This window comes from Alteromonas sp. AWJ4_199 (genome assembly GCF_056159165.1).
Map to the genome: position 1 here is coordinate 2,230,452 of NZ_JBSWUR010000001.1, position 23,777 is coordinate 2,254,228.

The 23,777-nt window shown below is 44.4% G+C and carries 25 protein-coding genes; 8 read left to right on the plus strand and 17 right to left on the minus strand.

What is annotated here, in order from left to right; all coding sequences use genetic code 11:
• Positions 1 to 70 precede the first annotated feature (70 nt).
• Entirely contained in the window at positions 71 to 2,671 is a 2,601-nt protein-coding gene (locus tag ACXAER_RS09730; protein WP_474828780.1) for a sensor domain-containing phosphodiesterase, read from the plus strand.
• Between the two features lie 221 nt (positions 2,672 to 2,892).
• Here ACXAER_RS09730 and rep read toward each other — a convergent pair whose 3' ends face one another.
• On the minus strand, positions 2,893 to 4,908 hold the full coding sequence (gene rep / locus ACXAER_RS09735; protein ID WP_474828782.1) for a DNA helicase Rep: 2,016 nt from the start codon (positions 4,906 to 4,908) through the stop codon (positions 2,893 to 2,895).
• Positions 4,909 to 5,019: 111 nt separating this feature from the next.
• Between rep and ubiK the strand changes: the two genes are divergently transcribed.
• The gene (ubiK, locus tag ACXAER_RS09740) at positions 5,020 to 5,271 is read left to right on the plus strand and encodes a ubiquinone biosynthesis accessory factor UbiK (RefSeq protein ID WP_012516595.1); all 252 of its coding nucleotides are present in this window, start codon (positions 5,020 to 5,022) and stop codon (positions 5,269 to 5,271) included.
• Between the two features lie 105 nt (positions 5,272 to 5,376).
• Here the strand turns inward: ubiK and ACXAER_RS09745 are convergent, their stop codons facing one another.
• From ACXAER_RS09745 to ACXAER_RS09760, 4 genes are all read right to left on the minus strand, one after another.
• On the minus strand, positions 5,377 to 5,682 hold the full coding sequence (locus ACXAER_RS09745) for an XRE family transcriptional regulator (protein ID WP_474828784.1): 306 nt from the start codon (positions 5,680 to 5,682) through the stop codon (positions 5,377 to 5,379).
• A gap of 17 nt (positions 5,683 to 5,699) precedes the next feature.
• A complete protein-coding gene (locus ACXAER_RS09750) occupies positions 5,700 to 6,059 on the minus strand; it encodes a type II toxin-antitoxin system RelE/ParE family toxin (RefSeq protein WP_474828786.1) in 360 nt (119 codons plus the stop codon).
• Between the two features lie 172 nt (positions 6,060 to 6,231).
• On the minus strand, positions 6,232 to 7,089 hold the full coding sequence (ubiA, locus tag ACXAER_RS09755) for a 4-hydroxybenzoate octaprenyltransferase (protein ID WP_474828788.1): 858 nt from the start codon (positions 7,087 to 7,089) through the stop codon (positions 6,232 to 6,234).
• Entirely contained in the window at positions 7,086 to 7,655 is a 570-nt protein-coding gene (locus ACXAER_RS09760) for a chorismate--pyruvate lyase family protein (RefSeq protein ID WP_474828790.1), read from the minus strand. The genes ubiA and ACXAER_RS09760 overlap by 4 nt, the downstream gene beginning before the upstream one ends.
• 148 nt (positions 7,656 to 7,803) lie before the next feature.
• On the opposite strand from ACXAER_RS09760, the gene ACXAER_RS09765 reads away from it, so the two are divergent.
• Complete coding sequence (locus tag ACXAER_RS09765; RefSeq protein WP_474828792.1) at positions 7,804 to 8,217, plus strand: flagellar basal body-associated protein FliL; 414 nt, start codon at positions 7,804 to 7,806, stop codon at positions 8,215 to 8,217.
• A 204-nt stretch (positions 8,218 to 8,421) separates the two neighbouring features.
• Here ACXAER_RS09765 and glpG read toward each other — a convergent pair whose 3' ends face one another.
• From glpG to ACXAER_RS09805, 8 genes are all read right to left on the minus strand, one after another.
• Positions 8,422 to 9,285, minus strand: a complete 864-nt coding sequence (glpG, locus tag ACXAER_RS09770) for a rhomboid family intramembrane serine protease GlpG (RefSeq protein ID WP_474828794.1) — start codon at positions 9,283 to 9,285, stop codon at positions 8,422 to 8,424.
• A 158-nt stretch (positions 9,286 to 9,443) separates the two neighbouring features.
• Positions 9,444 to 9,755 carry a thiosulfate sulfurtransferase GlpE gene (gene glpE, locus ACXAER_RS09775; RefSeq protein WP_474828796.1) on the minus strand — a complete coding sequence of 104 codons (312 nt, stop codon included), beginning with the start codon at positions 9,753 to 9,755 and terminating at the stop codon, positions 9,444 to 9,446.
• On the minus strand, positions 9,755 to 10,780 hold the full coding sequence (gene tdh, locus ACXAER_RS09780) for an L-threonine 3-dehydrogenase (RefSeq protein WP_474828798.1): 1,026 nt from the start codon (positions 10,778 to 10,780) through the stop codon (positions 9,755 to 9,757). The genes glpE and tdh overlap by 1 nt, the downstream gene beginning before the upstream one ends.
• A complete protein-coding gene (locus ACXAER_RS09785; protein WP_474828800.1) occupies positions 10,777 to 11,973 on the minus strand; it encodes a glycine C-acetyltransferase in 1,197 nt (398 codons plus the stop codon). The genes tdh and ACXAER_RS09785 overlap by 4 nt, the downstream gene beginning before the upstream one ends.
• Before the next feature lie 161 nt (positions 11,974 to 12,134).
• The gene (locus ACXAER_RS09790) at positions 12,135 to 14,579 is read right to left on the minus strand and encodes a putative bifunctional diguanylate cyclase/phosphodiesterase (RefSeq protein WP_474828802.1); all 2,445 of its coding nucleotides are present in this window, start codon (positions 14,577 to 14,579) and stop codon (positions 12,135 to 12,137) included.
• A 9-nt stretch (positions 14,580 to 14,588) separates the two neighbouring features.
• Complete coding sequence (locus tag ACXAER_RS09795; protein WP_474828804.1) at positions 14,589 to 15,764, minus strand: hypothetical protein; 1,176 nt, start codon at positions 15,762 to 15,764, stop codon at positions 14,589 to 14,591.
• A complete protein-coding gene (locus tag ACXAER_RS09800) occupies positions 15,761 to 16,234 on the minus strand; it encodes a hypothetical protein (RefSeq protein WP_474828806.1) in 474 nt (157 codons plus the stop codon). Before ACXAER_RS09800 ends, ACXAER_RS09795 begins: the two co-directional genes overlap by 4 nt.
• 86 nt (positions 16,235 to 16,320) lie before the next feature.
• Complete coding sequence (locus ACXAER_RS09805) at positions 16,321 to 17,325, minus strand: glycosyltransferase family 9 protein (protein ID WP_474830557.1); 1,005 nt, start codon at positions 17,323 to 17,325, stop codon at positions 16,321 to 16,323.
• A gap of 93 nt (positions 17,326 to 17,418) precedes the next feature.
• On the opposite strand from ACXAER_RS09805, the gene ACXAER_RS09810 reads away from it, so the two are divergent.
• Both ACXAER_RS09810 and coaD read left to right on the plus strand, forming a co-directional pair.
• A complete protein-coding gene (locus ACXAER_RS09810; RefSeq protein WP_474828808.1) occupies positions 17,419 to 18,144 on the plus strand; it encodes a 3-deoxy-D-manno-octulosonic acid kinase in 726 nt (241 codons plus the stop codon).
• 108 nt (positions 18,145 to 18,252) lie between these two features.
• A complete protein-coding gene (gene coaD, locus ACXAER_RS09815; RefSeq protein ID WP_179981907.1) occupies positions 18,253 to 18,741 on the plus strand; it encodes a pantetheine-phosphate adenylyltransferase in 489 nt (162 codons plus the stop codon).
• A 99-nt stretch (positions 18,742 to 18,840) separates the two neighbouring features.
• Here coaD and mutM read toward each other — a convergent pair whose 3' ends face one another.
• The 4 genes from mutM to rpmB form a co-directional block, all read right to left on the minus strand.
• A complete protein-coding gene (gene mutM, locus ACXAER_RS09820) occupies positions 18,841 to 19,650 on the minus strand; it encodes a bifunctional DNA-formamidopyrimidine glycosylase/DNA-(apurinic or apyrimidinic site) lyase (protein WP_474828810.1) in 810 nt (269 codons plus the stop codon).
• 3 nt (positions 19,651 to 19,653) lie between these two features.
• Positions 19,654 to 20,115: a hypothetical protein gene (locus ACXAER_RS09825; RefSeq protein ID WP_474828812.1), complete on the minus strand. Its 462-nt coding sequence runs from the start codon at positions 20,113 to 20,115 to the stop codon at positions 19,654 to 19,656.
• Between the two features lie 363 nt (positions 20,116 to 20,478).
• The gene (rpmG, locus tag ACXAER_RS09830; RefSeq protein ID WP_012516577.1) at positions 20,479 to 20,634 is read right to left on the minus strand and encodes a 50S ribosomal protein L33; all 156 of its coding nucleotides are present in this window, start codon (positions 20,632 to 20,634) and stop codon (positions 20,479 to 20,481) included.
• An 11-nt stretch (positions 20,635 to 20,645) separates the two neighbouring features.
• Positions 20,646 to 20,882, minus strand: a complete 237-nt coding sequence (rpmB, locus tag ACXAER_RS09835) for a 50S ribosomal protein L28 (protein WP_012516576.1) — start codon at positions 20,880 to 20,882, stop codon at positions 20,646 to 20,648.
• Between the two features lie 463 nt (positions 20,883 to 21,345).
• On the opposite strand from rpmB, the gene ACXAER_RS09840 reads away from it, so the two are divergent.
• Genes ACXAER_RS09840 through ACXAER_RS09850 form a run of 3 tightly spaced genes read left to right on the plus strand, consistent with a single transcriptional unit; the run spans position 21,346 to position 23,746 of the window.
• A complete protein-coding gene (locus tag ACXAER_RS09840) occupies positions 21,346 to 22,341 on the plus strand; it encodes a CDP-glycerol glycerophosphotransferase family protein (protein WP_474828814.1) in 996 nt (331 codons plus the stop codon).
• Positions 22,329 to 22,727, plus strand: a complete 399-nt coding sequence (locus ACXAER_RS09845; RefSeq protein ID WP_474828816.1) for an FAD synthase family protein — start codon at positions 22,329 to 22,331, stop codon at positions 22,725 to 22,727. Before ACXAER_RS09840 ends, ACXAER_RS09845 begins: the two co-directional genes overlap by 13 nt.
• Complete coding sequence (locus ACXAER_RS09850) at positions 22,724 to 23,746, plus strand: CDP-glycerol glycerophosphotransferase family protein (protein WP_474828818.1); 1,023 nt, start codon at positions 22,724 to 22,726, stop codon at positions 23,744 to 23,746. The genes ACXAER_RS09845 and ACXAER_RS09850 overlap by 4 nt, the downstream gene beginning before the upstream one ends.
• Positions 23,747 to 23,777 lie beyond the last annotated feature (31 nt).

Below are 23,777 nucleotides of genomic sequence, written 5' to 3' on the forward strand. Positions count from 1 at the left end.
GTAGCGTTTTACCCGCTGATCGGGTAGTTTAGCCTATTGGGGAAACGTTACTTTTTTACTGGCGAGCGGAATGTCACAAGATTCGACGCAACATGAGTTGACGGAAGAAGAGCTGCGCGAACTTATACCGCAGCTTCAACAACTTACCGACAAATATAAGCGCGCTGAACGTGTTCAGAAGGCGCTTTTTGATATTTCTGAACTTGCCAGTTCTGTAAGCCACCTAAATCGCCTTTACTCCGCCATTCATGAAATCATTGCCGATTTCATGAATGCAGACAACTTCTTTGTTGCCTTTTACGAACCAGAAACCCACATTGTCGACTTTGCCTATTTTGTTGATGAGTTCGACGAGCAAACTGTTCCTCAGCTTCCCGCTGAATCTTTGATGGACGGTATGACGGGTTATATTCTCAAAACCGGCAACCACCTTTTTTATAAGCGCAACGAAGAAGAAACCTTCGCCTCTGATTACGACATTAAGCTAGTCGGTTCCCAACCATTTGAACTACTGGGCGTTCCCCTAAAACGCGGTAGTCAGGTGATTGGAGCAATGGTAGTGCAAACTTACGATGAAGGCGTGCACTACAGCCAAGAAGATTTAGAAGTTCTACTTTTTGTCTCCCAGCATATTGTGACAACAGTAGATAGGGTAAAAAATAGAGAGCTCACCGAGCGCACCATCCGCGAAAGAACCCGACAACTGCGAAAAATTAACGATGACCTACAGGAAGAAATTCTTGAGCGCCAAAAAGTAGAGTCGTTGCAACAAGCACTTTTCGAGATTTCTGAGCTGGCCGCTAATCTTGAAGGCGATATGGATGCGTTTTATTCCAGTTTGCATGAGATTTTGGCAAGGCTAATTAGTGCACCAAACTGCTACATCGCCATTCACAATAAAGAAGAGGACTTGTTAGAGTTCCCTTACTTTAGCGATACCAAACAAAGTGAAATTAACGCCAGGCCCCTTGGATTGGGGCTAACAGAGTTTGTATTGCGTACTGGGCAGACAGAGCTAATCAACCCGCCAAGGGTACTGGAGCTTGCAGAGTCAGGGGAAATTGACGTTTCGTTGGCGCAAACGATGTTGAATAGCGCAAACTCATGGCTAGGCTCGCCACTTGTCGTTGAAGGCGAAATTGCCGGGGTTATCGCGGTTCAAACCTACGGTAAACTGGCAAAATACAATGCCCGCGACCAAGAGCTTCTGCGCTTTGTTTCGCATCATATTGCTGTAGCCATCGAACGAAAGCGCAACACCGAGTCGATGCAGCGCTATAACATTGAGCTTGAGGAGCGCGTAAAAGAGCGTACCGCAGAGCTTAATCGTGCGAACAAGTTTCTTAAACAGCAAATTGAAGAGCGCAAAGAAATTGAGCTTAAGTTAATTCACGACGCCCACCACGACTCGTTAACCGATTTACCCAACCGCGCTATGTTCACTAGCCGGTTAGAACTAGCCATTGCCAGTAAACAGCGTTACAGCGATAACTTATTCGCGGTTTTATTTATCGACTTAGACCGCTTTAAAGTTATTAACGACACGCTAGGTCATCATGCCGGCGATGAATTCTTAATTGAAGTAGCCAGACGTATTGAGTTGTGTATTCGTGGCCACGACTTATTAGCCCGCTTAGGGGGAGATGAGTTTGTAGTTCTATTGGATAACTTCGAAGACGAAGCGGATGTCGAAGAAGTAGCCAGCCGTATCATTTCATCTATTTCAGAGCCATTTTTACTGGATGGCCGCGAAATGTATTCCGGCGCCAGCGTGGGTATTGCGCACTTAGAAACCTATTATCGCAGCGCAGATGAAGTATTGCGCGACGCCGACGCCGCCATGTACCAGGCTAAAACGCTTGGGCGGGGTCGCTTTGTCATGTTTGATAAGAGCATGCGCGACAGGCTAATAGAAGAACTTGAGCTAGAAAACGAGTTCCGGCGTGCGCTGCGTGAAGAAGAGTTTGATTACTTTTTGCAGCCAGTAATTGATTTAAATAATAACAGTACGCTGTACAAAGAAATGTATATTCGCTGGTCTCACCCGGCCTACGGCAAAATAGCCCGCGAGCAGTTCAGACAAGTGGCGGAACACAGCGGTCTTACCCTAGATCTCGATTTATTCCAGTTGAACAAAGCCTGCGAGCTACTAAATCACTATAAAGATACCGATGAGCCTATCAACAAAATAGCAGTTAATGTATCGATTAATCATTTACTGCAGGCCTCTATGGTTAATCAAATGATAGATGTGATTGCAACGTCTAACATTACGCCGAGCCAGCTAGTGTTTGAGTTTGATGAAAATGACTTAAACCGCCGTTCGCAGTTTATCTTACCGGCAATTAAAAAACTTAAACGGGCTGGCGTAACCCTTGTTCTTGATAACTTTGGTAGCGGCTTAGCCTCGCTAAGTTATCTGTTTGCCTACCCCTTCGACTTCATTAAGATTGACCACAGATTTGTAAAATCACTCCCGCGTTCTCAGCGTAATTTAAAGCTAATTCAATCAGTCATGCTTATTTCTGAGCATTTGAAGTTCCAAGTAATTGCAGAAGGTGTAGATTCTCAGGCACAGCTTGTTGCCCTTAGTGAAATTGAATGTTCATATGGCCAGGGTAAGATATTGAAGCACGCAAAAGTGCTTGATATGACGTCACTAGCCAGCTAAAAGTAAGCATTTACTTACGACCAAAGCCTTCCCAAGCAAATAAACAGTTGATGTAAGACTCCAATTACGCCATCTGTAACCGTTGTAAACTAACTACCTACCCGCTTTCAGCTTATCCTTACTTAACGAGGTATGCAGAGGACATCGGGCCAGGAAGTTTCTCACTACGGTTATTCCAACCAGTCTTCATTATTAAAGCTAATAAGTTCGATACTAGCCGACTACTTTTTACCTAAGATGCCTCTTAAGTTAGCAATACCCACCTGCGCTTTTTGTTGGCGCTCTTCTTTGGTAGCTTTCGGCTTTTGGTTTTCCCACTGAACGTCATCAGGGGGCAACTCGAATAAAAAGCGGCTTGGCTCAGGGTTGATCACTTCACCAAACTGTCGGCGCTCTTTAGCAAGGCTGAAAATCAGCTCGCGCTGTGCACGAGTAATACCTACGTAGGCAAGTCGACGCTCTTCTTCTACGTTATCTTCGTCAATACTGCTTTGGTGGGGCAGTAAGCCCTCTTCCATACCCACTAAGAACACAATAGGGAATTCCAAACCTTTTGAAGCATGCAGCGTCATTAGCTGAACCTGGTCCCCTTCCCCGTCGTCTTCACCCCGCTCCATCATGTCGCGCAGTATTAAGCGGTTTACTACCTCGGTCAAAGTCATGGGTTGGTCTAGGTCGTTGCCTTCCAGCATATCGTTAACCCAACCAAATAGTGTACTCACATTGGCCATGGCCATTTCTGCAGCCTTGGGGCTAGCGCTGGTTTCATACAGCCACTCTTCGTAGCCCATGGTGCGGATCATGGTACGCACTGCATCAGCAGTATTGCCACGTTCGGCGTTGTCCGACAGCTCAACTACCCAGCGGGCAAAGGTGGAAACCGAATGAAAGGCTTTATCAGGCAGCACGCTGTTTAAGTTAGGATGGGTCGCGGCTTCAAACATAGACACACCCAAGCTATTGGCAAAGTTACCCAGTTTTTCTAACGTAGCGCGGCCTATACCACGCCCGGGCGTATTTATTATACGCAGCAAAGCGTTATCGTCATCCTGATTCACCAATAGCCGTAAATAGGCCATGATGTCTTTCACTTCAGCTCGACCAAAGAACGACATGCCGCCGCTTATTTTGTACGGAATGCGGTTGCTCATTAGCAGCTTTTCGAAAATACGACTTTGGTGATTCCCACGGTACAAAATGGCGTAGTCTTTAAACTGGGTGCGGTTCATGAACTTATGCGCCAGCAGTTCTGCCACTACCCGCTCCCCTTCATGCTCTTCGTTCTTCGCCTCTATCACTTTAAGCGGCTCGCCATACTGCAGCTCTGAGAAGAGGGTTTTATCGAACAAGTGCGGGTTGTTCTGAATAAGTATATTCGCGCAATGCAGGATACGGCCTGACGAGCGGTAATTTTGCTGCAGTTTGATAACGTTTAAGCGCGGAAAGTCCTGTTGTAATAGGTGCAGGTTTTGCGGCTTAGCGCCACGCCATGAATAGATAGACTGGTCGTCGTCGCCAACCACAGTAAAGCGTGCGCGCTCACCAACTAATAACTTTACTAACTCGTACTGACTGGTGTTGGTATCTTGGTATTCATCCACCAGCAGGTAGCGAATTTTGCTCTGCCATTTGGCTCTAATTGCTTCGCTACTTTTTAGAAGCAGTGTGGGTAATAAAATTAGATCGTCGAAGTCTAGCGCGTTGTAGGCTTTTAGGTTGTCTTGGTAGCGCTTGTAGGCTTCTGCAAATTCTCGCTCGCCCGTGCTGGTTGCCGACTTTAATAAGGCATCGGGCAAGATAAGGTCGTTTTTCCAGTTCGAAATGCAGCTTTGTAGTAGCTGAAGCTGGTCTTTATCGCCATCGAGTGTTTCGGACGTTAAATCGTTAAGCAGAGCAAACGAGTCTTTATCATCGAATAACGAGAAGCCCGGCTTTAGGCCTAAGTCTTTTACATGGGCTTTAATAATGGTTAAGCCCATGGTGTGGAAGGTCGATACTTTTAGCCCACGGGCTTCTGGCTTACCTAAGGTTTGCGCCACACGCTCTTTCATTTCACGTGCTGCTTTGTTGGTGAAGGTAACCGCCGCAATATAGCGTGCTGGCATATCGCAGTTTCTAACTAAATGAGCAATTTTGTTGGTAATTACACGGGTTTTACCACTGCCCGCCCCGGCCAGCACCAAACATGGGCCAGACACATAGGTTACGGCAGATTCTTGAGCTTCATTTAGTTTCATTTAATTCCTAAAACAACGTACGTTTGGGCGTAACACGGTTTTCATTGCATGTCGCGACGATACCGATAGAATAGCTTTCATATTTTGAGCTGCGCATTATAAGGGAATTCCATGTTGGATCCGAAGAAACTCGAAGATTTAGCGAAACAAATTGCTGATGCCGTACCACCAGGCGTTAAAAACATGGCTGAAGAAGCAGAAGGCCGAGTGAAAACAGTATTGCAGTCGCAGCTGTCGAAACTTGATTTAGTGACTCGCGAAGAGTTCGATATTCAAAGCCAAGTGCTTATTCGCACCCGCGAAAAGCTAGACGCTATGGAAAGTCGCATTGCCGAGCTAGAAGCAAAACTAGCTGAAAAATAGTTGTTCACAGCTTATAGAAAACTCAAAGCGCCTTTATGGCGCTTTTTTGTTGTCTTCAATCATGTTTGAGTGTTGAAGTTCTTCATTCACGCTTCTGACATGCAACTATTTAAACAGTTTAATATCGATAGTCTGCCCATCGGGAAACTTTGCATGAAGTTCTAATGTTCCGCCGAGTGCTTCAATGTATTGAGATAAAGTACTTACGAGTAAATCTGGTCTAGACTCTATTTGAGAGATATTGGGTTGCGCTAAGTTTAGGCGTTTTGCGACTTCCCCTTGATTTAAACCACGCGCTTTTCGGGTTTCAGAAAGCGTCATATCTGCAATAATTTCCAACGCTTTAGCTCTAGCTGTCGCTTGAATTTCGGGTTTTACTTGCTTACGTAGCTCACCTATTGTTTTTGCCATAATACTAAGCCTCCGGTTTATAAAAGTCCTTCATCTTTTAAATATCGCGCAAACACTTTTTCAGCCAGATAAATCATTCGTTTGTAAAACAGTTTATCTTTCTTACCGTTTTTGCGCCCTCCACACAGAAGCACTGCATTTCTTTTTGGGTCGAAAGCATACAAAATACGGTAGGGCTTTCCTGAGTGTTGAAGCCTTAATTCCTTTAAGTTTCTAATTTTAGCGCTGCCTTTCAATGTATCAGCATAAGGCCTTCCTAAAGTGGGGCCTTTAATCTCTAAGACATCGATCATCGCTAGAATATCTACTTGCTCGAGATCAGAGAGTGACAAAAACCACTGCTCAAATTCATCTGTGACAACAATTTGCCATTCCATTGGCACCTCCTAACATACTCTCGAAAGTATATATCGTCAAACGTATATACTTTCGTTTAGTTATAATGTGACGTAAGAAGGTAAAAGCAACAAATTGCTACTGCGAGTAATTTTCACTGCGGCTTACTTGTTCAATAGTTGTATGGTTTCGGGTGTATTAACAAGTACCCTACTAAACCAAACAAAAATGCAGCGCCGTACCCAGCGTAATGGCTAAACCAATGTAGTGGTTTTCAATAAACGCGGTGAAACAGCCTTCACGCTGGCGGCGTTTAATAAGTTGATATTGGCGCACGCATAGCAAAGCAGAAAACAGCACGGCTGTGTAGTAAGGCCATGTCGCATTGATTGTTACGCCTATACACCACAGAATTGCTAGCGCGCAGGCTTGCAACAACATCACAATTAGCACGTCGTTTTTACCAAACAATATGGCGGTAGATTTAACGCCTATTTGCAAATCGTCGTCGCGGTCTACCATGGCGTACATGGTGTCGTACGCTACTGTCCATAGTAAGTTAGCAATAAACAACCACCAAGCGTACGTTGGTACAGTTTCTAGCACGGCCATAAAAGCCATAGGTATAGCCCAGCCAAATGCCGCACCTAATACCACCTGCGGTAAGTGGGTATAACGCTTCATGAAGGGATAACTTGCAGCAAGCAAAAGCGCTATGAAAGATAACGCGATAGTTTGCCAGTTAAGAAACAGCACTAACACAAAGGCGATGGCGATAAGTGCGCCAAATAATTGCAGCGCTTGTTTAGGTTTCAATTCGCCCGTTGCAAGCGGACGCTGTGTTGTGCGCTTTACGCGTCCGTCCACCTTTCTGTCAGCATAGTCGTTGATAACGCAGCCAGCTGAACGCATTACGACTACGCCAGCCACAAAGATAAGCGTAATGCCTAAAGACGGTAAACCTTGGGCCGCCATCAACAGCGCCCACAATGTAGGCCACAGCAGTAAATAAATACCTACGGGTTTATCAAGGCGCATAAGCCGCGCATATGCCTTCCAATTGTGTTTCATAATTGCTGTTCGCTTTCCTTTTCGCTTATGGCTGACTGACTGTAAGCCGGAGAATGTGGAAGAAAAACTTCAGCCACTATCATGCTGTAGTTGTCTAACGTAAACAACGAGCGTCTTCCCCACAAGGTTTGGTTACTGTTAATGCCAAACTGGGAGGCTTGGGCAGTACACAATTGGAACTCTGATCGGGTGAACCGCGTGTCGTTGAACAAACGTTTTCCCAGTGGCTCGCGGCCTAAGTCAGAAAGCTCGCTGTCTACAAACGCTTGGGGAATAATAGAGCGTGCAAACACCCAGGGTTGATTGTTACCGCACAGCAGGATTTCGCGAGCTTGATAGCTGGTGTTGCCGTTATTGTGTAATAACGATAACTCGTTGTCGTGAGGTATTTGCGTGCGCTGCCCAATAAGCTCAAGCGAAAAGTGGTCACTTAAAGATTGCACTCGCTCGGTCAATGACCCGGTATCTAACAACCAGTTTTTTAGCTGCGCATTTGGAATTGTGATGCCAGAAGGTGCTTGCCAGTCAACCGCCAAACCCACTGGAAAAGTGGCATTAAAACTCACACGAAAAGCCCGAATAATGAATCTGTTAGTATGATAACACGTCATGTGAGAATATTTTCACTTGGTTAAACTTTTGCAGTAGTGTGTTTGATAAGGGATTTGCTACACTATCAAGTGAATTTATTACTTTGGTGTTTCAGGCTTCACTATGTTTAAGTCACTCGTTTTACGTGTATTTGCGGTTAGTTTTTTTGTTTTTGGTTGCAATTCAGCATTGGCGCAAGATAAAGCCAACTACGCTTACTTGGGCTTAGAGCCAGAGATTGTTACCAACTATATTAGCGACAGCGCACAGAAGCTTGGTTACGTTCGCGTGTCGGTAGAGTTAATGATTCACGATGTGAACCAACTTGAAATTGCTGAACACCATATGCCGCTGCTACGTTCTACCGCCATTGAGATTTTCGGGCAGCAGCCTGCAGAGAAAGTAAAGTCGCTTACCGGTCGTGAAGATATTCGTCGCGCTATATTGAAAGCCCTTCAAGAGCACATGCAGCAAGAAACCGGTGGTGAAGTGATTAAGAACGTTATCTTTACTAAGTACTTATATCAGGGCGCTTGAACAGAATAACCGCTGTCTAGGCCAATGAAGAAGCGAGCTTTTAATCAGCTCGCTTTTTGTTTCTAAAGCAGTTTTACCATTTTTTGTCTTAGTATGTAACACGCCAATTTTCTAGGTTAGAACGGCATGCTATCTCATACTTATACGTCGTAATACCTAGACACTTCAGTATCTTTTGGTTTTAAGCCCTGCCTTCATCAACTGCTAACGCTTTCCAGAACCTAAGCTTAACGTAGCGGCAAGTAAGCAGCCTGAAATAAGGCCCGCCGTATGCGCTGCATTTGCCATACTCACCCACAGAATGTCGGCATAGCCAAGTACTAGCCATACTAGCATAAAGCCGACAATGGAGTTTGGCAGCGAAAGCCCCCAGCTTGGGCGCAGCCAACCAAGCCACCACACGAATCCCATTACGGCATATACCACACCAGATAGACCGCCAAACAAGAGTAAATTACCTTGTACAGGGTCGCTAAATAGCGCTTGTGCAGCATTTGAAACCGTGGCTGATATTACAAAAACAATCAGCAGCATGCTTATGCCTAAAGTACGTTCAATTTTGGCCCCCAGCATGCCCCACCACAATAAATTGAAGATAATGTGAAGTGCCGAGAAATGAATAAACGCCGGGCCCAGCAGCCGCCACCACTCGTGATTTTGTGACAAGACAGAAAACGGCTGCATCAATAAGTGCTGTGCAATGGGGGCAAATAACCCAAATAAAGACAATAGGTAAACTACAGCACACAGCACAAATACCACAGACGTAAACGGTGCTTTAACGGCATCAGAGATTATTTTGCTCAACGAAAAGCCGCTACCTGATGGGGCTAGCTGTACGTTCTTACCATTGTCCCATGCCGCTTGTTGATATTTAGGGTTCGTTGGATTTGCTAAAAAGTCTTCTGCGATAACTTTTGCGCGGTCAATATGCTCACTGTTATCCAGCACAACCACAAACTCTTTTTCGTGTTGTACCACGTTGGCGTTGATATGCTGACTGGTTAAGTAGTTGGCAAGAAGGTGCGCTGGACTTTGCTGATTAAACGCAATTAAAGGATGACCCATAAGCTAGTTGTTACCCCAAAAGCAAAAAAGAGTGTGAAGCGATAAAGATGTGCAAGAGCGCGGAATCCTAGCTCTCGTCATTGACTCTTTATACTGAAATAGTGAAAGACCTGCAAAACATAAAAAAAAGGTGCACATTGTGCACCTTTATAAAATAGCTATTCGGTTACTACCGGCTTCGCCTGTCGCCACGCTTCAAAGCCCCCGTCCATACTGTAAACGGTTTCAAAACCTTGTTGAGCAATCACTTGCGCAGCCTGCTGGCTGCTTACGCCGTGATAACACACCACAACAACTGGGATATCTTTGGGTGTTTGATCAATAAACGCCCCAAAGTTGTCGTTGTTCAGCGGTGCCGCGTTGGGCATATGGCCATTAGCAAACGATTGGGGATCGCGAATATCCACAATAGTTACGTCGCCTTGAAAGTTAGCCACGTCGTTTACGCTAATGTGTGAGAATGTTGTCATTATTGCCAATCCAAAATAACTTTACCTGAGTGTCCTGACCCCATGGTATCAAACCCTTTCTGAAAGTCATCAATGGAAAAGGTGTGAGTGATGATGGGTGAAAGGTCTAGGCCGCTTTGTAATAAGCTCGCCATTTTGTACCAGGTCTCGAACATTTCTCGGCCATAGATGCCTTTTATTACCAAACCTTTAAAAATAACTTGGTTCCAATCGACAGCAACGTCTTGCGGAGGAATGCCCAGCATGGCCACTTTGCCGCCGTGATTCATCTTGTCGAGCATGTCTCTGAAGGCTACTGGCACACCAGACATCTCAAGGCCCACATCGAAGCCCTCTGTCATACCCAGATCGTCCATAACGTCTTGTAAGTTTTCTTTACTTACATCAACAGCACGGGTTGCACCCATTTTGTTAGCCAGTTCAAGACGGTAAGGGTTGATGTCGGTAACAACAACGTGTCGCGCACCTACATGTTTTGCGACCGCCGCCGCCATAATACCTATAGGACCAGCACCTGTAATAAGCACATCTTCGCCTACTAAGTCGAAACTTAGCGCGGTGTGAACGGCATTACCAAACGGGTCGAAAATAGACGCGAGGTCGTCGCTGATATTGTCTGGAATTTTAAACGCGTTGAATGCTGGAATTACCAAGTACTCTGCAAAAGCACCAGGGCGGTTTACACCCACACCCTCAGTGTTACGGCACAAGTGTACGCGACCAGCGCGACAGTTGCGGCAGTGACCACAGGTGATATGACCTTCACCAGAAACACGGTCACCAACTTCGAAGCCTTTTACTTCTTGCCCCATACCCACTACTTCGCCAACGTATTCGTGACCAACCACCATAGGTACGGGAATCGTGTTCTGCGACCACTCATCCCAGTTGTAGATATGCATATCAGTACCGCAAATCGCGGTTTTGCGAATTTTAATCAGTAGGTCGTTGTGCCCTACTTCAGGCTTTGGCGTGTCTTGTAGCCAAATGCCTTTTTCCGCTTTTGCTTTTACAAGCGACTTCATGAAATCACTCCCATTTCACGGCCTACTTCAATGAAAGCATCGATGGCTTTATCTACGTGTTCAAGGCTGTGACCTGCTGACATTTGCGTACGGATTCGAGCTTGCCCTTTAGGTACAACAGGGTAAGAGAAGCCAATAACATAGATGCCTTTCTCTAAAAGTTTGTCGGCCATTTCACTGGCTAAGCGAGCGTCACCAAGCATCACTGGAATAATAGCGTGGTCTTTACCGGCAAGAGTAAAGCCAGCCTCTTCCATGCGCTTGCGGAAATGGTTGGCATTTCGCCATAAGTTAGCGCGCAACTCATCACCCTCTTTCATCATTTCAAACACTTTTAATGATGCTGAAACAATAGGTGGCGCAACAGAGTTAGAAAATAGGTAAGGACGCGAGCGCTGACGTAGCCACTCTACAACTTCTTTTTTGCCCGACGTATAACCACCTGACGCGCCGCCAAGGGCTTTGCCTAAAGTACCTGTAATGATATCTACACGACCCATTACACCGCAGTATTCATGGCTACCTTTACCATTTTCGCCTAAGAAACCCGTTGCGTGGCAGTCATCAACCATTACCATGGCACCGTATTTGTCGGCCAGGTCGCAGATTGAAGCAAGGTCGGCAATAACGCCGTCCATGGAAAATACGCCATCGGTAGCAATGATTTTAAAGCGCGCGCCGTCGGCATCAGCTTGCTTTAATTGCTCTTCTAGCGCTGCCATGTCGTTATTGGCATAGCGGTAACGTTTGGCTTTACACAAGCGCACGCCGTCAATGATACTCGCATGGTTTAATGCATCAGAAATAATGGCATCTTCCGGTCCAAGCAGGGTTTCAAACAGTCCGCCATTGGCGTCAAAACAAGACGGATAAAGAATGGTATCTTCTGTACCTAAAAAGTCGCTGATAGAGGCTTCTAGTTGCTTGTGAATGTCTTGCGTTCCGCAAATGAATCGCACAGATGCTACGCCGAAGCCATGACTATCTAAGCCTTCTTTCGCCGCTTCGATTAAGCTTTCATTATTTGCTAAGCCAAGGTAGTTGTTAGCACAAAAATTAATAACGTGCTCGCCACCAGCAACGCCAATATCCGCTTGTTGTTGCGACGTGATTACACGCTCTTTTTTGTACAAACCATCTTCTTTTGTGGCTTCAATTTGCGATTGCAAATGAGAAATAAATGCCGCAGACATGCCATTCTCCAAGTGTGGGTATATGAAAACCGCTAGTGTAATGAAAGCGCATGAAAGGGTACACACCCTTGCGCTGTATTTAATGGGTTTGTCGACTAAGTTTGTAAATTATTCAGCACACTCACAAAAAATGCTTAAATCACGCTAATTTGTTTTAAGTGCTAGGCAAAGTCTTTCCAAAAACCGTTTTCTACTTTGTCCCTTAATGTGTCCCAAAGGTTTACTTCAGGTATAGGACGGCTAATAAGATAGCCCTGGCCCTGATGGCAGTCGAAATGACAAAGCAATTCATACTGCTCATTGGTTTCAATGCCTTCAGCTATTACCTGCATGCCCATATTACGCACCATAGATATGGTGGAATGCACAATATTTCTGTCGTCTGCGCTGCTGGCAATATTAGCAACAAAAGAACGATCGACCTTTATGTAATCGGCTGGCAGTGATTTTAAATAGCTCAATGATGAATAGCCGGTCCCAAAGTCGTCAATGGCTAACATACACCCCATATCACGTATGGTTTGCATTATTTCCGTTGCCCGCTTGATGTCTGAGACCAAAACGGTTTCCGTTAGCTCTAGGCAAACTTGGTCAGGCGCAATATCATTTTTGATGATTTGGTGCTGTAAAAACTCAGGTAAGCTGGGGTCGAGGAACTGTCCTGCCGATAAGTTAATTGCCACTTTAATATCTGGATATCCGCTATTTTTAAGCTCACGTACCAAATGGGTGGAGCGCGTGATAACCCAGTAATCTAGCTCGAGCATAAACGACGTATTTTCAAGCAGAGGAATGAAATCACCTGGTGAAATATGCCCTTTTTTAGGGTGATACCAGCGCAATAGCGCTTCAAAGCCCATAAGTTTGCCGCTGTGAATGTCAATTTGCGGTTGCAAGGCAAGGCTGAACTGGTTACCTCTGAGGGCTTCACGGGCTTCAGATTCCAACTCGACTTTTTGCATTACCTTGAGGTTCATGGTGGCGTCATACACCCTAAATTCTGCGCCTTTCTTCGCCTTAGCTTCGTACATTGCAATATCAGCGTGACGTAACAGTTCCACCGGCGTGGCACGAGAGTGATTAGTTATGGCAATACCAATACTGATTGAGACATAAAAGGTCACGCCATCAACAATGATAGGCTCTTTGAATTCGTCTATGATTTTTTGCGCAACAGTATCAACATGCTTTTTGCTATCTATGTTTGACAGCAAAATAACAAATTCATCGCCACCAAAACGAGACGCAATATCAGATTCCCGAATAGGTTTTGAAATTCGCATTGCAGCGGCTTTGAGAAGCTTGTCACCCACGTCGTGCCCATGACTATCGTTGACCTTCTTAAAGTCGTCTAAGTCCATAAACATAAGAGCAACTAGCCTGTCATCGCGAATTGAACTAGCTAATTGTTTTTCAATTTGAAAGGTCAACATGTTGCGGTTAGGCAGCCCTGTTAGCACGTCGAACATGGCCATTTTTTCGAGCTTAGCGGTGTTAATTGCCATTTGTCCGTCAAAGCTTTCTAGCTGGCGCGCTAAATCGTTCGCCGCTTCCTCAACCACGTCGAGTTCGTCGGTTAGCTTAAATACCGGCTGCTTTCTACGCTTAGCCGCAACCGTGTAAAATTCGCTAAACTTATGCTCAGCCAACATAGGTAGGCGTTCGCTGATATCTAATAGCCTTGTGCGATATTGATTTAAGAAAAGATAGAGCAACGAAGAGAAAAGAAGAAATAATACGATAGCGCTTGAAATAACCACGTACTGATATTGCTCGTTCTGACGTATCATTGCCGACACATCTTGTACAATAAGTAAATAAGGATGGTCTCCTGACGCGTGGTCAAAAGGTAGAAGGCTCACTAAAAGCTGCTGGCTGTCTAAACCTACATTCACGCCTTTGATAACGAGATCGTCAACACGCCAGTTAGCCGGCAAAGCGTCAATAAGTAAATTTATGAACTGTCGATTGGCCGCCGTAACTTGGCTTGCTACCTTTAATGAAAGATTGCCCTCTTGTAATTCGCTCAACTGAACAACCGCAACCTTATGCACATCGGTCGCTCGGCTGAACAAATACAGCAGTTCCCGCATAGAAGTAGAAACAATGATAACCGGCACTTTCTCACTCTGCGCCATTATGGGTATGGAAATATAATGGGTACATACGCTCTCGCAGACCAGTAACGAGCGGCTTTCAAATGCTGCCCGGGTGGAATCTACAAGGCGCTCTATAGTGGCGTTAACAGGGTAAGCGGGCTGTCCAACAACGCCATTTTCATCGAATAAGTACAGGCTTTCGACCTGAAAATTGAGCGTTAGGTATTCGTTTAGGTCATCTAACGTACTACGTAATTCATCAAGGTTATTGGAATAGGCGCCACTTTTACGGCTTATAATATCAATAAAGGTGATCATGCGGCTATGGAGAATATCTTCAAACAACTGCACGCGACGTTGATTGCTGATTTGGCTTTCACGCTGCTGTAATTCAAGCTTAGCTTCAGATTCTTGAATAAGCATGGTAGAAATTACAATTGTAACAGTTAAAACCATTGCCAATAATATGGCGATGGTTTTAGTGGTAAAAGATACCTGAACCTTCATTTACTAGCCTTAAAACCAATACATCAATTGTATTGACCACATTTCCCAATGTTTATCAGAGTAGGATGCCACATCACGGTTCAACAAACTCACCACGCGGGTTGCCCCCTCTACCCAGTGATATTCCCCTTGGAGCCTCCATTTTGGAGCGATGTCCCAACGTAAACCCACCGTATACGTATCCTGATATCCAAAGTAGGCAGGGATAAGACCTCCTGTCTTTGTCTCTAGGTCTTTACCATCACGGTCAGATGTATCATTGATGTAAGTGTCGTAGCCCAATAGGCCGCTAACGTGGTTGTTAAAAAGGTACCTGAATTGAACAAAGCCGCCTTCTCCGGTGCGCTTTTCGATAAAATCTGACGAAAACAGCCCTTGGCTTAGTTGTTTGTCGCGTATTAATTCAGCAGACAGCTCCCAATTTTCTGCGAAGTATTGCGCAGAAAACATAAATCGCTCTATGTTCGCGCTGCCAGGCAAACCATCTTCATCCGGTGATGGCGTGTACCTGAAATCGGAATCAAGCCAACCAGCCCCTATTTTCCACGTCATGGATGAGGGCTGTAAAAACAGGCTCGCTTGATGTACGAAGTCTTGTTTAATTTTCCCTTTAACTTCATTACCTAACAGAAAGTCGCGCTGAGAATCGTTAATGTTCGAGCGCCCATAACTCCAGTTAAGCTCCCACGTATATTCCTTACTAAAGTGAGAAAAACTGGTCAAAATACCATTACTACCCAATGCAACGTCACGAAATCCGTCGTTATAAACTGATTGAGGTAATAATGACGTATATCGAGTTTGAGGAACATCTCTGGTTGCGGAATAAAGCCAATGGATGTTTTTAAAGCGACCTGCGTGAATTTGCCCGCGCCATCCGCTAGGTAAGTCAGGCAGTTTCCAGTCGACAAATAGATAGTCTAGGCGAGCACCTTGTTCGAAACGGTTACCACCGTCTAGATAATTAATTTGGCCAGCAACGGATATATTTTCTGCAACCTGATAGTAACCGTTCAAGCCTATCTCTGTGAGTTCACCAGTAACCTTGTTGTTGTCAGTGATAAAACTACTGTCTTTCGACTGGGTAATGCCTTGTGAAATATAGCCATGCCATGTGAAGTCTGTCTGTGCGTTAGCAACGAACGAACTGACGATTACGAGCGAAAAAGCGATATATTTTTTCATTCTAAGTCTACCTCTACGCGTCTTAGCTTAACAATATCACTTCGCTCAACGTAACCGATAGCGCCCACGGTATTCTCTAGTGCATCAACTAGCGCTTGATAAGAGGTTACTCTGATAGGTGTGATACCTTGCCCAGAATAGGTAATTTGGTCCCAAAGCCGAGACAACTGGTAAGGAAACATTTGAAGGATATCGCGACAAAACTGACGGTGTAACTCATCGCTGTCTTGCAGTACAAAAACCGTTATTTTAGTGCCGTTGCCCCAGTACTGACGCTGCCCTGTAAAGATCTGACGAAGCTCAGAGCGATTAAGCTCTGCAACCATTACGCTTTCATTCACCATGACGTTAAGTTCAGACGCATTTACTTTAGACACGCACAGTACTAGCACTGCTAATGCTAGTAGCACTATTTTTGATGTGGTAAAAGCGTAAATACCGGACAGCCATCGCAAAGCGGGCTTTTTCATTAAGTAACAGCTCCCTGTTTCACAGAAGTACAGTTCACAACGCTAAGTGTAGATAATAGTTGGTAGTTTTACCTTACGATAAAAAATTAAACGAGAAACGTCGCAACTTTTTGCTTTACCATGTCTACGGTAATTTTTTCCATTAATTGGCGCCCTTTGGCTCGCGTACCCCATGGCAACGCGTCCCAGGGTTTTCCCTTTTGTTCTTCTACACATTTATCATACACAGAGACTACTCTATCAAGGTCGTTATAAGGCCCCGTCCTGCGTGGGTTAGAGTGTGCGTATAGCCCAATTACAGGTGTGCTAACAGTTGTAGCCATGTGAGCCGGACCAGTGTCTGGTGCAATAACTAGGTGGGCATGCTTAAGCAACATAAGCAACTGATGCAATGTTGTTTGCCCAGTAAAGTCTTTAAGCGGATATTTCACACACGCTTTTATTGCATCAGCAGTTTTGCGGTCTAACTCTCCTGGACCGCCACATAATATCACGCTGACGCCGGCCTCCTGGATATAGTCAGCAATACTTGCGTATCGCTGTGGCAACCAATTTCTTTCAGCTTTACTTGCAGCAGGTGAAATAACCACATATTTACCCAGTATTTTTGCTTGTTCTTCGCCCCACTGCTCATCTTCTGGAGCAACCGGGATATTCCAAGATACTGGCTTTGTCTCTGGTACGCCTAATGCATCGGCAAAATCCATAAAACCTTTAAGCACATGAGCGTGCTTTGTGGCAGCCACCCGTTTATTGGCAAACAACCAGTGCAGCTCCTTACTTCGCGCCCAGTCAAAACCTATGCGCTGTTTTGCTTTAATCACTCGCGAAGCTAAGTTTGCCCGTAATGCCACCTGCATCATTAATAAAGCATCAAAGGTTTCACCGGCCACTTCCGCTTTTAGCGAATCTACTGCAGCTTTCCCTTTTGATTTATCAAAAATAATGAACCGTACGTTTGGCATCAGCTTCACCAGCTGATACTCCACTTTCCCTATTACCCACGTAATTTCAGCATCGTTCCACTGTGATTGAATTCGAGTAACCATAGCAACGGCATGACACACATCCCCAATGGCCGATAAGCGCATTAAACAAATCTTTTTTCCCACAGAAGCTCTCTCGTTGCTGAAAAACCAAAATAAATCATTAGAATATGAAATTTACCATAAGTTGTGGGCAACATGGCGACAATGCGACGAGACATAGGTGCTGGGCACCACTTTATTTTCGACAATACCTTGGTTAGTCAGCCCAATACTGAAATGTTTAGCCCTGAGTTTTGGCAACTGCAGAACAAGATAACAGGTCAAGCCAAGGGGCGTGGTACAACCATCTTCATTGAGCATGAAGGTCAACACTGGGTTTTACGGCACTTTATGCGTGGCGGACTGGCAGGCAAGATACTCAGTGACCAATACTTTTTTAATGGCATTGAACGTTCTAGACCTTTCGAAGAATTCGCATTGCTCGAATACATGCGAGGTGAAGGTCTTTTGGTACCTATTCCTGTCGCTGCTCGTATCCATCGCAGAGGCTTAATTTATCGGGGCGATATTATCACCCTTAACATTCCTAATAGCCAAGACCTGCACCACGTTTTGTGCCAGCAGCCACTATCAAAAAACGAATGGCATGAAGTCGGGCGAGCGCTGGCTCGAATGCACAATTGCCAGGTTTATCATCACGATGCGAATGTTCGAAATATTATGATTGATGGCGATAAGCAAATTTGGCTAATCGACTTTGACCGCTGTTCGAAACGCCAAGGGGATAGCTGGAAACAAAGTAACCTAGATCGTCTATTGCGCTCTCTACATAAAGAGCAAGCGAAAAACCCGGTATTTCACTGGAAAGAAGACGATTGGAAGGCATGCTTAGATGGCTATAACGAATTGGTGAAGCGTTAAAAACCGCGAATAATAAACATAATTGCAGCAGTACTTAGCATTACTCGTTAATGTGGTACAGTAGCCCAGTTGAACCTATAAACCCTATACGACAATAAGATTCAATTTATGCACACTAGAGCACTTTACCCAGGTACTTTCGACCCCATTACTAACGGTCATGCAGACCTTATTGAGCGGGCGTCTCAGCTATTCTCTCACGTTATTGTGGCTATCGCTTCTAACCCCAGTAAAAAACCGCTTTTTACATTAGAGGAACGGGTAGAAATGATAAAGAAAGTTACCGCCGATCTGCCTAATGTTGAAGTAGTAGGGTTTACTGGTTTACTAGCGGACTTTGCGGATGAACAAAACGCGACTATTTTGATTCGTGGTTTACGCGCGGTATCTGATTTCGAATACGAATTCCAGCTGGCCAATATGAATCGACGCCTAAACCCGAAGCTTGAAAGTGTATTTCTAACTCCAGCTGAAGAAAACTCGTTTATTTCTTCTACTCTAGTGAAAGAGGTAGCCTTGCATCGCGGGGCCGTAAGTGGTTTTTGCCACCCGGTAGTAGAGCAAGCGTTAAGAGACAGGCTAGGTAAAAAGAGTTAGGTAAACCGGCGTTGTCCAGTACAGTCGCTTTACGGTGTTAAGTTGCTTTAAGTTAGTTTTCTAGCTGTAAACCTTTCTAGCATAAATCTTTTTTAGCTATTAGCGCTGGCAGCGAGTACAGAAAAAGGTATTGCGCTGCCCTATCACCTTGCTTTCAATGGCTTTACCGCACACTTCACAAGGCTCACCTTTTCTTCCGTACACATTTAAATGCTGCGCAAAATAACCGGGCTTACCATCGGTTTGTGCAAAGTCTTTGAGCGTAGTACCACCTTGCTCGATGGCTTTAGCGAGCACTTGCTTTATTGTAGCGGTGAGTGACTTATAGCGAGCCGCACTGATGTTACCCGCCGCTCTACGCGGATCGATACCGGCAAGAAACAAAGCTTCGTTTGCATAGATATTGCCCACACCAACAACGATTGCGTTATCCATAATGAAATTTTTTACCGGGCCTTTACGGTTACGCGATAGCTTGAACAGGTGCTTTTCGTCAAAGTCGTCTGTAAGTGGCTCTGGGCCTAGGTTGTCAAACATTACTTGATGCGTATTGGGCGCTTGAAATAAAACTGCTCCAAAGCGCCTAGGGTCATTTAAACGCAAGCATTTCCCGGTATCTAGAACAATGTCCACGTGGTCGTGTTTCACAACGGGTGTGGTTGCGTCGATGACACGCAGCTTGCCCGACATTCCTAAATGTAAAATAAGCGTGCCTGTTGCTGTTTCAATAAGCAGGTATTTCGCTCGACGTTTTACCGCAATTACCTTCTGCCCCTCAACACTTGAGACCTCCTCAGGTATGGGCCAGCGCATTCTTCGTTCCCGTACTATTACACGAGTAATGGTATTGCCGATTAAATGCGGTGATATGCCTAGCCGGCTTACTTCAACTTCTGGTAATTCAGGCATTTATCATGTCCAAGGTAATAATTTATTGAGGTTGGTATTGGTTAATGTGTACCAGTTATTTTCAAATTTGATCACTACAGGTGATGTATTGGGGTAAATAGCATAAACGTTGCCGTTACTATTACCCGCAAGCCAAACCACAACAATATAAGGCTGGCTATTCATGACCGACGCAGGTACCTCAGTAGCTGGGTTCAGCATAGCCCGTTGCCAGTGTGAAAACTGCTCGTCGGGTTTTACAGCAAGGCTTGTGTTAAGGCTTTTTTGACGCCATTGTTGCCCGATGCGCTCTAGGCTATTTGTATCATGCTCTATCTTGAGCACGTAGGCATCTTCAGGTAATAAACTACGCGTTTGTATAGGGTCTTTCTTTGGTACCAAACTGTCTAAGTTAAACAGTGCAATCATAATGAGCATTGCGATGATAACGACGTTGTTCATTGCCCGCTGAGAAATTCTTGCCACGCGTTTTTCCGTAATATGGTCGACTATAAACAACGCAATATAGTAATGCCTCATTCTCTTATAAGCTAATCCAATGTGCAGATTACTTGCTTAACTCTGTGTAGGGCGCTTTAAAAGAAAAGTTGGCGCTGCTTGAAGTCTGGCTTAATACGTTTTTAGGATGCTGTAAGCCTTAATCAGCGTGCTGCTTACGTCTTATCTACTGAACGTACGGCAACTATTTGTGTGTGAATAAAAGCGGGATCATTTGTGCGCTACGTTGCGATCTCGCGAAGATCTGAGAGGTATACGAGCAATTGCAAAGGATTTAAAAGCAAAAAACCCAGCAAAGGCTGGGTTTTCGTGGAGACAAAAGCAAGCTAATTACTTGATTTTGGCCTCTTTGAACATAACGTGCTTACGCACAACGGGATCATACTTTTTGATCTCCATTTTGCCAGGCATGTTACGCTTGTTTTTATCAGTAGTGTAGAAGAAACCTGTACCTGCTGAAGAAACTAGTTTAATTTTATCACGCATTGTCGGCTTCCTTAGATTTTCTCACCACGGGCACGGATGTCAGTTAGTACTGAATCAATACCTTTCTTATCGATGATACGCATGCCTTTAGCAGACAAACGTAGTTTTACAAAACGGCTTTCGCTCTCAACCCAAAAACGGTGTGTTTGAAGGTTTGGTAAAAAGCGACGACGAGTCGCATTTCGTGCGTGTGAACGGTTATTACCAACCGTTGGACGCTTACCTGTTACTTGGCATACTCTTGACATTGTATTTGTCTCCAGAACAACGATAACTGTCGCGTCAGTTAATCCCAAGCGCTCAAACAGTGGTTGGGTCAAATGACGTATTACTATAAATTAGAGGGCGCATTTTATACAGCAAAGGCAGGATCATTTCAATAAGAAAGTACAAAAAGGTTACTTTTTATTTTCCCTGGCGCTCAATTTTTAAACAATACTCCATTTCACTCCCAAATAGCCACCTTTCAACCTTATCATTCGTCTATGCGGGCAAACTTTGTTACATTTTCATTTCAGCGCGATATACTAGCTCGTGTTAATCGTTACTGATAAAAGCATCAGTTTGCAGCATTATGTAGGTTGTTTGTAATTTTGGAGTCGAAATATGTCATCAAGTGTGCTTTTTGATGTGCAACATCTCTATTATCTACCTCAATACTTGCCTGTGGCAAAGGAGCTAAAAAGCCAAGGTGCTAAGGTTCGGTTCATATTGCACAAAGAAGATGGATACGACGAGATAAAAGCGCAAAAACTTGACGAGGAACATTTTGAATATTATTTTATTGCCGATAAATCAAATGTGTTTGAATTTTATGAGCAACAAAAAGTAGACTGGATTATATTCGGCAACGTACCTCCATTTCATCGTAAAAAGAAAGCGTTTCTACACGCAAAACTTGCCCTAATGCAACATGGGATAGGCCCTAAATCTTGCTATTACAAAGTATCAGAATACCCTTTCGATGTTCGCTTTGTTGAAGGAGAGCGTAGGCTAGCAAGGTTAATCGAGCGTTTTCCACAACGCACTTTTGTAAATACGGGTTATGCAAAACTCGACCCTCTTTATGGCGATAACCCTGCTCCGATTTCATTGGAAGATATGGGGTTGGATCCCACTAAGCCTACGGTCCTTTATGCCCCTACCTTTTTTCCAAGCAGTATAGAGCAATTTGACGATAGTTGGCCCCGTTCGCTTTCTGATTTCAATATTATTCTTAAACCTCACTTCTTCAGCGTAACCAAAACAAAATATGCTAATCAGAAGAATAAACTCCACACTTGGTCATCGTATGACAATGTCTACCTAACACAAAAAAGCGAGTTTTGTTTAGTACCGTTTATGAAGATTTGTGATGTAATGCTTTCTGATGCGTCCTCTGCTATTTTTGAGTTTGCAGCGATCGATAAACCCGTCGTGTGGTGCGATTTTACCAAAAGAAAGTGGAACTATACTGGCCTATTTAAATTTAGAATGAAAAAGCGCCTCGATCCCGATATTGTACTTTTTCACGATATTGCAAACCGTGCCTCAAATCCTATTGAATCTAATAGATTGCTCAGGGAATGCGTCAATGCTCCGGATGCAAGGCGTGCTGAGCGACTTTCAGTTACCCGTTGCATGGTGGGAGCAATGGATGGAAAGTGCAGTTCACGGATAGCACATTACCTTACGACAAATAATCAGGAATTACCTTGCGAAAAATAATCACCTTCGGCACATTTGATGTGCTTCACATTGGGCATATCCGTATTCTTAAGCGCGCCAGAGCTTGTGGCGATCACTTAACTGTAGGCCTATCTTCTGACGAGCTCAACTTAGATAAAAAAGGGCGCTCTCCTGTGTACGCCTATAGCAGTAGGGAAGAATTACTGTCTTCATTGCGCTTCGTTGATGATGTGTTCATGGAAGAGTCGTTAGAAAAGAAGCGCGATTACATTATGCAGCACAACGCCGATGTACTGGTTATGGGTAATGACTGGGAGGGTAAATTTGACGAATTTAGAGATATTTGTGAGGTCATTTATTTACCCAGAACACCTTCCATATCGACGACAGAAATCATCGAAATTATTCGAGACACTCATTCATGAGATTTTTGCTTTATATATCTCAAAACTACTCTTTTGAGATCCTACGACCGCTTCAACAAGAAATGCGTAGCGCTGGTCATGAAGTAAAATGGTTCGTAGAAGGGAATGACATCAACACATCACTCTTTCGTGAGGATGAACAAGTGTTACCATCAATCAAAGAGGTCATCCAATTCAACCCCGATGCATCCTTTGTGCCTGGCAACCTTATTCCTTCATTCTTACCTGGCTTAAAGGTACAGTTATTCCACGGCTTTGAATGGAAAAAGAAAGGCCATTTTCGGATCAGAGGTTGTTTTGATTTGTATTGTACGCAGGGCCCGTTTTTCACTAAAAAGTTTGAAGAGCTAAGATTGCAACACCCTCACTTTACAGTAAAAGAAACTGGATGGACTAAGCTAGATAACTTATTTAAAAGTGGTAATCCTGATACCCCGACTAACCAAAAGCGAGTTATCCTTTACGCCCCGACCTTCTCGCCAAGCCTTACCTCTACCGAAGCATTGTTTGAGCATATTGTTGCACTGAGCAAAAAGCACGACTGGCAATGGAAGGTAAAATTTCATCCTAAGATGGACAAAGCAACCATTGAAAAATATATGCTCGCACAGCACGATAAACTAGAAGTTGTCACCTCTTCTAGTATTCTTCCTTTGTTGCGGGAAAGCGATATTATGATTTCAGATACCTCGTCTGCTATTACTGAGTTCTTATTAACGGGTAAACCAGTTGTGACATACAAAAATGAGCAGCCAGAGCCAGTACTTATTAATATTGACAATGCCGATGTACTTGAGATGAGCATAATAAAGGCGTTAGCCATGGATTCAGAACTTGAAAATGCCATCAGTGTTTACAGCAGCGAAATGCACCCCTATAAAGATGGGGAATCAGCAAAGCGCGTCTTAGCGGCAACAATTGATGAGATTAAGCATTTTCCAAGGTCTGAAAACTGCACTAAGCCTAAGAATTGGTTCAGAAATCTAAAACTGCGAAAGCGTTTGAAATACTGGCGCTGATAGTAAAATGATAAAGGGAGCATGTGCTCCC